This is a genomic window from Microcystis sp. M049S2 (assembly GCF_020245625.1).
GTDB lineage: Bacteria > Cyanobacteriota > Cyanobacteriia > Cyanobacteriales > Microcystaceae > Microcystis > Microcystis ichthyoblabe_A.
In genome coordinates this window covers 1-7,650 of sequence record NZ_JADBUN010000203.1, presented here as the reverse complement: position 1 = coordinate 7,650, position 7,650 = coordinate 1, and the positions used below count along the sequence as shown (strand labels likewise).

Below are 7,650 nucleotides of genomic sequence, written 5' to 3'. Positions count from 1 at the left end.
CTAAGGGACTTGCGTGGGAATAATATCCCAATCGATCGGAGGGCGCAAGCTTTGCGCCCCTACAGTAACGGATTTTGTCCACAATGTAGGGGCGAACTGCGTTCGCCCAAAAGGTACATTATCAAAGCGCAAGTCCCTAATTGTTCCTCTGAAAGCTTACCAACAGCAAGATCGATCCATATCTGGTATTTTTCTTGACTAGAAGCTTGAAGATCGTAGCCATTGAGCCTCAGAAAAGTCCTCGTCACTACATAGGCCGTTCTCTTATTCCCATCTACAAAAGGGTGATTCTTGACAATCCCATAAGCGTAGGCTGCTGCCAAAGAAGCCATGTCAGGAGGCGACTCAGAATAAGCCAGAAAATTTTGCGGTCGGGAAAGTGCGCTTTCTAGCAACCCCTCATCTCGAATACCCTCTAATCCACCATGCTCGGCTATTTGGTGGTGATGAATCGCGAGAGCTACCCCATCAGCTATCCAGATTAGCTGGTTCATGAGCCTAAGTTGCCAGCTTTCTCAAAACATTCCAGTCTTCGCGCATCACTTCCTCCGCCACTTCCATTTGCTGGACAAATTCGGGGTCGTAGGGTGTAAGCTCAAAGCCATTCGGCGTTTCCAAGACGTAGAGCATATCGCCTTTACTAAGGCGCAGCTTCTCCACCAACTCTTTCGGGAAAATCACCCCCATAGAGTTCCCTACCGTTGTGACTTTTAACTTAATCATCGTTTTTTGACTGAGTAAATATATCAATTATAGCACCTCCCATATTTCCTGAATTTCTCACATCACTTAACAATTTAGTATTAACTTTCCGAACCATTGTCTAATCTCTTGTTTTTCACTCTCTTCCAACGGAAAATCAATATTTTTGAATCGTTCGGCCGTTCTCTGTTTGACTCCTAAAATCTCAATCCCTACAATCCTATCCGTCTCATCGTAATCATAGATAATCCCCAGCGCTACTTCCTCAGAATCAATAACCTTTCCCTCAAAACGACGAATATAAGCGGCATTAGCGGCTCGATCATAGTTTATTTTCATAGTTTCCCCTTTAATCGGCGTTCAAAATGGACAGTTACTAAAAGATTATAATTACTAAGTAGGTAGGCGTTAAAAATTATCAGAAACCCCCCTTATCAAGGGGAGCAGGGGAGGGGGGACCGGCACCCCCCTTATCAAGGGGGACTAAGGGGGGATCGAACCTAAAATCCATTTTCAATTTAATTTCACCCACCTACTTATACTGTTCACATCAAACAAAAATACCCATGAAAAATAGACAAGAATACCTCAACGCCCTAGTCAACTTTGACCAACCCTTATCAACTATCCTCCCTATCCTAAAAACCTTTCCTTGGGACAGTAGCGAAGCAATTATCACCCTAAAAAAAGAGCATCTGATCGATATTCTTGATCGCTATCTCAATAACGCTCTATCTGCCACCGACCTAGAAAACTGGGCCGATGCCATCGAATGCAGAGAAGATATCGCCTATAAAATAGATGAGGAAGATATCATCAATGACATCATTTTTTACCTCGCTAATTCGACCTTAAACGATCCACTATCACCAAAAACAATCGAACAATACATCAGCCAACTTTCCCATTTAAAGTCTTCTTTAATTGCCTAAAAAATAGACCTCTTTTTTGTGAATTTTAATGGGGGTTTACTTGAATCTCAATTTTGTCCGAGGGGTTAAATTTAATTTCCTCAACAACGTAGGAACTGTTAAGGGCTACACGCTCGATTCCTCTTATTTTTGGAGAATCTAGCGAGGTTAAAGTTACTTCCGCTTTTCCTTCATTAACATCAACAATTTTGAAGTTCTGTAGGGGTTCCGTCCAGCTTTGTCTATTCTGGTTTGGATTGCTTGATCCCCCTTCCCCACGAATAACAAGCCTTCCGCTTTTGATAATAACCTTCCCTTGAAACTCTATCTGTTTGATCTCTTTCATTGCCACTTCTTTTATTTTTGATTCTCTCCCTAAAGCGATCGTTTTTGCTTGGGAATCGAACTTGATTAATCTCCCAGATAGAGAAGCGCCATTTTTTAAAGATACTTTTGTATTATCCGGTATGAATACGGGGATTACGGGAGATCTATCGCCGGTGGCTGGTAGATGATAGCCAGCAAGAGAGGCGATAAAAACTAGGCTAGTTGCGGTTATTATTGGGTAGAGTTTTTTCATCTTTACCTTGCCTGAATGATCGGGATTGGGTTGGTTCTGTTTTCAATCTTGGATGCGGTGGGTTAGCACTACTCGTAACCCAACCTGCGGTTTTTGTCAATATATTTTTACTTTCCGAAACCTTTGTTCGGGCGGTTTTGTTTGGCAATACGGAGGGCTTTTCCGGTTTTGCCATCCTGTAGTGCAATCCGCATCGATCGCTTTTTCTGGTAGGATTGAATATCCGCCGCTAACGGATGATCGTTATCAATCCGTAGATGGGTTAAAGAACAGATAAAACCCGTTTGTTTTCCCAATTCATTTTTTAGGGAACAAATAATTCCCCCCTCGTCTCCAGTGTAGAAAATTTTATCGATCGAAAACTGGTGATCGGGTTTGTATCGCTCGCCTTTTGTTTCAGCTATTTTTAACGTTTCGGGAGTTGCACGCACGGGGATCGGTAAACTTGCTTCCATTTTCTCAATTAACAAACGAACTTGTCGGGGATCGTCGATCGACATGGGTTATTCTCCTTGATAAAATACAAAGAACTGGCGATAGAACCCGATCGATCGAGTAGGATAGCGATCAAAAACGCCAATCAGGGACATTTTGCCGTGAGCGATCAGAATTCTCCCCCTCCCGGAACACAGATACTAGGAACCTTCGCCAGTCTTCTCGGTTTGCTGGGGATTTTTCTCTATTTTACGGGATGGATCTATCGGTGGGCCTATTTCGGCTGGTTTAGCCTTGAGATCAACCGTCTGGACTTGCCCTTGCGTTCCTTCCTTTTCGTGCCGATACAGGTCTTCTGTGGCGATTTCGGGGCGTTGCTGCGAACGTTTCTGGCGCTGGTTGCCGTTGCCTTTGCGATTCAATTTACTCTCTGGATTTTGTCTCCCCTGCCATCCTATTCAATTGTCAGTCAATCTAAACGGAAATTTCATCAAAAATTTCAGTTCCTAGGTTTATTAGTCCGGGGAATTCCTGAAGCTCTCCGAAAAGATTTGATCGCTGTTATTTGGCTATTAATTATTCTTTTTTGGTTAGCCCGAATTCAGGGATCGATCGATGCCCGTCGCGATGCAGTTAATGATGCTTCTACCTTACCAGTTATCACTTTAGTTTTACCAGAAAAACAGATAGCGATCGGTCGGAATCTGGAGGATGTTTTTACCGATCCTTCTCTCAAAGGTTATCGAATTATCGGTGAGACTAAATTACTCGAAGAGCTGCGGGGAAAAGAAACGAATGATAGCAAAGTTAATCCCCCGCGAGTTTGGCGGTTATTAATCCAAAATAACAATTGGACTTATGTTTTTCGCGGGTTATCCCCTCAGTCGGCAGAAAATGAACGTCCGGCGATTCTAGCCATTCGCGAGGATAAGGAGGGACAATTGATGATTCTCGCGCCAGATGTCCCACAATCCCAGTGAAACTCAATCGGGGAAATTATCGAATTACCCTTGAACATTGAAGCTTACTGCTATAATTACTTACGGACAAAGATAATAAATAAAATTTATGGGCGACTTTTTTGATAACGTGAGCCGTTACCCCCGCTATCTGATTAGCTTTAGTTTAGGGATTTTCTTCGCCTTTTTCGGCTGGTTAGCCCCTTTATTAAAAAATCCCCTCACAGCGATCGCACTTGTGGGCTTTCTGGGGGGAACTTTCGCCTTTCTTTATTTCACCCTCAAAGCCATGCTCGGATTAGCTTGATACAATGGTAAGGGTTTCGCTGTTTTTAGGGGACAAAAATTATGGCTAACGACCGTCGAGTATCTCGCGTGTCCTCGCTAATTAAGCGCGAGGTCAGCCAAATGTTATTAATGGAAATTAAAGATGATCGCGTCGGTGCCGGTATGGTTAGCGTTACCGATGTAGATCTCTCCCACGACCTACAACACGCTAGGATTTTTGTGTCTATCTACGGCAACAAAGATGCAAAGGCCGAAACTATGGCCGGGTTAAAAGCTGCTGCGGGATTCGTCCGGCGTGAACTGGGCCAACGCATCCGTCTCAGACGTACCCCCGAAGTGGTCTTCCTAGAAGATTCTTCCCTCGAACGCGGCGATCGAATGTTACACCTTCTTGATCATATTAAAAGCGATCGACCCCCAGAAGATGACGATTCCGAAGAAGAATAGAACTATTAGCCGTCTTTTTTCTCCCTGTCTCCTGTCTCGGAGTCTCCTGACTTGAAAGAGGGTGATGGGGAAGTGGGGTGTGGGGTGATGGGGAAGTGGGGGAATTATGAATTATGAATTATGAATTGGGGTATGGGGAGAATAAATAAAAATAATCTCCTGTCTCCTGATAACTGATAACTGATAACTGATAACTGAATAGTGAGCGATCGCATTTTATCCCTAAAAGAACGTATTGGTCAGATGATAGTAGTCCGCGCTTCCGGCTATCTCTTTGACCAACAAATCCGCTATCCTGTCTGGGAACCTGTCAACGCTACCCTGAAACATTGGTTAGAAACTCTCCACCTCGGTGGGGTGATTCTGTTGGGAGGTAGCGCCGCCGAAATCGCTTTCCGTAGCCAACAATTACAAAGTTGGTCCGGGGATAATCCTCTGCTCATTGCCGCCGATATCGAGGAGGGGGTCGGCCAAAGGTTTTCTGGCGCTACTTGGTTGCCCCCCCCGATGGCTTTAGGAAAAATAGCCGAAAAAAGCTTGACAAAAGCCACAGAATATGCTAGGGAAATGGGAGCAATTACCGCTAAGGAGGCCCTAGCGATCGGGATTAACTGGATTTTAGCCCCAATTGTCGATGTGAACAATAATCCCGACAATCCGGTTATTAATATTCGTTCCTTCGCTGAAACTCCCGAAATCGTCGCTAATCTAGCTCAAGCTTTTATTTTAGGGGCGAATTCCTATCCAGTTTTGACCACGGCCAAACATTTTCCGGGCCACGGTGACACCAGCAATGACTCCCATCTCGATCTTCCCATCATCAACCACGATCATCATCGCCTAGAAGCGCTCGAATTGCCGCCCTTTCAAGCAGCAATCGAGTCGGGGGTTGATAGTATTATGTCAGGCCATCTGTTAATTCCCGCTTGGGATGCCGAATTTCCCGCCACTCTTTCCTCGAAAATTCTCGGGGAAAAACTGCGCCAAAATCTCGGTTTTCAGGGTTTAATCGTCACCGATGCCCTGATTATGGGAGGAGTGACTAAAATTGCCAGTGCTGCCGCCATAGCAGTGAGGGCGGTACAGGCGGGGGCCGATATACTGTTAATGCCTCCCGATCCGATCGAAGCGATCGAAGCGGTGTATAGTGCCGTGCAAGCGGGTACAATTAGCGAAGCCAGAATTAATGATTCTTGGCAACGTATTCAACGAGCAAAGGAAAAATTAGGGCAAAGACAGCCATCCTTAGAATCCTTAAGCAGTTTAGCGGCACCGCAAGCTCTAGAGATTGTCAGCGATATTTTAAAAGATTCCCAAACAGTTAGCGGTAATTTACCCATTAAAGCCACTCAAGGCCGCAATTTAATCATTATCGATGATTTACTCAACTGTGACTTTCTCGATCGCTCTTGTCCGGCGGTGACAATGCCCCGACAATGGGGTTATCAAACGCAAATAATCGACCGTAGTACCTTTAATCAGTCCCTCGTCTCCCCAGAAACGACTCTCCTACAAATATTTATCCGTGGTAATCCTTTTCGGGGTAGTGCCGGATTAGGGGAGGAAACAAAAGCTATCTATCAAGCTTTGCTGAAAACCGGACAGATTCAAGCATTGATTATTTATGGTAGTCCCTACGTTTTCCAGTGGTTTCGTCAACAAAGCGGAGAAATTCCCTATCTTTTCAGCTACGGACAACAACCAAGCGCCCAAAAAATTGCCCTAGAAACTATTTTTGAGTGGCCCACTAGCGGCGAAAATCAGACCGATACTTTCGTTTAAGGGCAAAAATTGCCTAGTAACCATTGGGCAATGCGATCGGAGGCACCGGCCGACCCCATTCTCTGACGACCATTAACGGCGATTTCTTGCCACTTTGGGGGATTTTGTAATAAATATTCTAACTTGTCTGCCACTGACTCGGCACTATCGCCCAAGAGAATTGAACAGCCTAATAAACGCTGTTGCAGTGTGGCAAAATGAGCAGTAAACTGTGGTCCAGATCCCGCAATTGTGATCGCCGGTTTACCCAAACCGACGAACTGTTCCGTGGCAGTTCCCGCCATGGCGATCGCTAGATGGCAACGGCCTAAATATTCGGCGTAATCCGTTTGAGAAATAGTTATAAATACCTCTTGACAAATAAACTTATTTGTGCTATGTTCTCCCCAACCCTGGTCAATTAAAGCAGCCGTAAAAGATTCCAAGGGGAGAGAAGGAGCGATCGCCGCCAAAAATTCCAGCTTATAATCGGGAAAACGTCCAATCATGGCGGCCACAGCCTCGATAATTTGCTGCCAATTGTGGAGAGATTCGGGAAAGCGCGAACCGGGTAGCAGCAGAATAGTTAGGCAATCTTGGGGAAAATCGCCCGTTATGGAGGGTAAAAGGTCATCCATCATCGGATTACCCCCATCGACAACGGGAATTGACCACTGTTGTAAAATTTTGCTAGTTAAACTATCCCGGGGAAAAACCCCCCGACAGCGAGGATGAGCCATTAACCAGCGTTCCCAGGGATAATAGTAGGAACCCCAGAGGCGATCGATCATCGAGCTACTATCTAACCATCCCTGCTCATCCCGGAGATAGTATTCCGATTTAGCCGTTCCCACAAAAGCATAATCTGTCCCGCTCAACCAAGCAAGGGCAAGGGGTAAGATATCTCCCACCGCGACAATTTTTCCCCCTTCTTGGCCCCAATTTCTGACCAGACGGTATTGACGGGAGGTTAATCCTAATAATCCCTCCCGCAGATCTCGCCATAATTGTTTGGCATCCCCAGTGATAAAACCCCCAGAGGGCATTTTTTGACCTTGATCGAGAAGGGGAATCCCCAGACGAGTATAAGCATAACCGTTACCCACTAGGGGTAAAGCAGTAATATCCGGACAGTGGGGAGATGATTGCAGTCTTTTAATAATCCGGATCGCGATCTCATCTTCACCGTGGCCATTACTCAAAAATAATAATTTCACTTTTTTTCTTAACTTCTGGCTTAAAGTCCTAAACTTCGGTTGTTTTATTCCCTTCGACCCTAGACAATGCTGATGGTTAGGGAACAATCAATTTTATAAAAGCAGTTAACCAACTCCCATTTAGTCTAATCTACCAGAAGGTTTCGCCGATCGCTTATCTCTGTCTTGATAACGACCATTTGACCCAAGGCAAGACTAAGAGATAAGAGATTAGGGACTTGCGCTTTGATAATGTACCTTTTGGGCGAACGCAGTTCGCCCCTACATTGTGGACAAAATCCGTTACTGTAGGGGCGCAAAGCTTGCGCCCTCCGATCGATTGGGATATTATTCCCACGCAAGTCCCTTAG

General features: G+C 45.1%; 11 protein-coding genes. 5 read left to right on the top strand and 6 right to left on the bottom strand.

Translation table 11 applies throughout. The annotated features are described in order from the left end of the window. Positions 1 to 59 precede the first annotated feature (59 nt). The 3 genes from IM496_RS16905 to IM496_RS16895 form a co-directional block, all read right to left on the bottom strand. Entirely contained in the window at positions 60 to 494 is a 435-nt protein-coding gene (locus IM496_RS16905) for a type II toxin-antitoxin system death-on-curing family toxin (RefSeq protein WP_287662658.1), read from the bottom strand. Positions 495 to 498: 4 nt separating this feature from the next. After that, complete coding sequence (locus IM496_RS16900) at positions 499 to 723, bottom strand: AbrB/MazE/SpoVT family DNA-binding domain-containing protein (protein WP_012267820.1); 225 nt, start codon at positions 721 to 723, stop codon at positions 499 to 501. A gap of 66 nt (positions 724 to 789) precedes the next feature. After that, positions 790 to 1,041, bottom strand: a complete 252-nt coding sequence (locus tag IM496_RS16895; RefSeq protein WP_072924165.1) for a DUF2283 domain-containing protein — start codon at positions 1,039 to 1,041, stop codon at positions 790 to 792. A 227-nt stretch (positions 1,042 to 1,268) separates the two neighbouring features. Here IM496_RS16895 and IM496_RS16890 point away from each other — a divergent pair, with 227 nt between their 5' ends. Beyond that, positions 1,269 to 1,634 carry a hypothetical protein gene (locus IM496_RS16890; protein ID WP_150977862.1) on the top strand — a complete coding sequence of 122 codons (366 nt, stop codon included), beginning with the start codon at positions 1,269 to 1,271 and terminating at the stop codon, positions 1,632 to 1,634. 25 nt (positions 1,635 to 1,659) lie between these two features. Here IM496_RS16890 and IM496_RS16885 read toward each other — a convergent pair whose 3' ends face one another. Both IM496_RS16885 and IM496_RS16880 read right to left on the bottom strand, forming a co-directional pair. Beyond that, on the bottom strand, positions 1,660 to 2,193 hold the full coding sequence (locus IM496_RS16885) for a hypothetical protein (protein WP_287662656.1): 534 nt from the start codon (positions 2,191 to 2,193) through the stop codon (positions 1,660 to 1,662). 107 nt (positions 2,194 to 2,300) lie between these two features. Next, positions 2,301 to 2,693 (bottom strand): hypothetical protein, encoded by a 393-nt coding sequence (locus IM496_RS16880; protein ID WP_287662654.1) that lies wholly within the window; start codon positions 2,691 to 2,693, stop codon positions 2,301 to 2,303. A gap of 12 nt (positions 2,694 to 2,705) precedes the next feature. Between IM496_RS16880 and IM496_RS16875 the strand changes: the two genes are divergently transcribed. The 4 genes from IM496_RS16875 to IM496_RS16860 all read left to right on the top strand — a co-directional run bounded on the left by IM496_RS16875 (position 2,706) and on the right by IM496_RS16860 (position 6,104). Further along, entirely contained in the window at positions 2,706 to 3,608 is a 903-nt protein-coding gene (locus IM496_RS16875; protein ID WP_287662653.1) for a hypothetical protein, read from the top strand. Between the two features lie 88 nt (positions 3,609 to 3,696). Continuing rightward, complete coding sequence (locus IM496_RS16870; protein ID WP_002737592.1) at positions 3,697 to 3,894, top strand: DUF751 family protein; 198 nt, start codon at positions 3,697 to 3,699, stop codon at positions 3,892 to 3,894. Positions 3,895 to 3,935: 41 nt separating this feature from the next. Beyond that, positions 3,936 to 4,322 carry a 30S ribosome-binding factor RbfA gene (rbfA, locus tag IM496_RS16865; protein ID WP_193956411.1) on the top strand — a complete coding sequence of 129 codons (387 nt, stop codon included), beginning with the start codon at positions 3,936 to 3,938 and terminating at the stop codon, positions 4,320 to 4,322. A 201-nt stretch (positions 4,323 to 4,523) separates the two neighbouring features. Continuing rightward, the gene (locus IM496_RS16860; protein WP_287662652.1) at positions 4,524 to 6,104 is read left to right on the top strand and encodes a glycoside hydrolase family 3 N-terminal domain-containing protein; all 1,581 of its coding nucleotides are present in this window, start codon (positions 4,524 to 4,526) and stop codon (positions 6,102 to 6,104) included. On the opposite strand, the gene IM496_RS16855 is transcribed toward IM496_RS16860, so the two are convergent. Beyond that, a complete protein-coding gene (locus IM496_RS16855) occupies positions 6,101 to 7,300 on the bottom strand; it encodes a lipid-A-disaccharide synthase-related protein (protein ID WP_287662651.1) in 1,200 nt (399 codons plus the stop codon). The two genes, IM496_RS16860 and IM496_RS16855, sit on opposite strands and share 4 nt — an antisense overlap. Between the last annotated feature and the right edge of the window lie 350 nt (positions 7,301 to 7,650).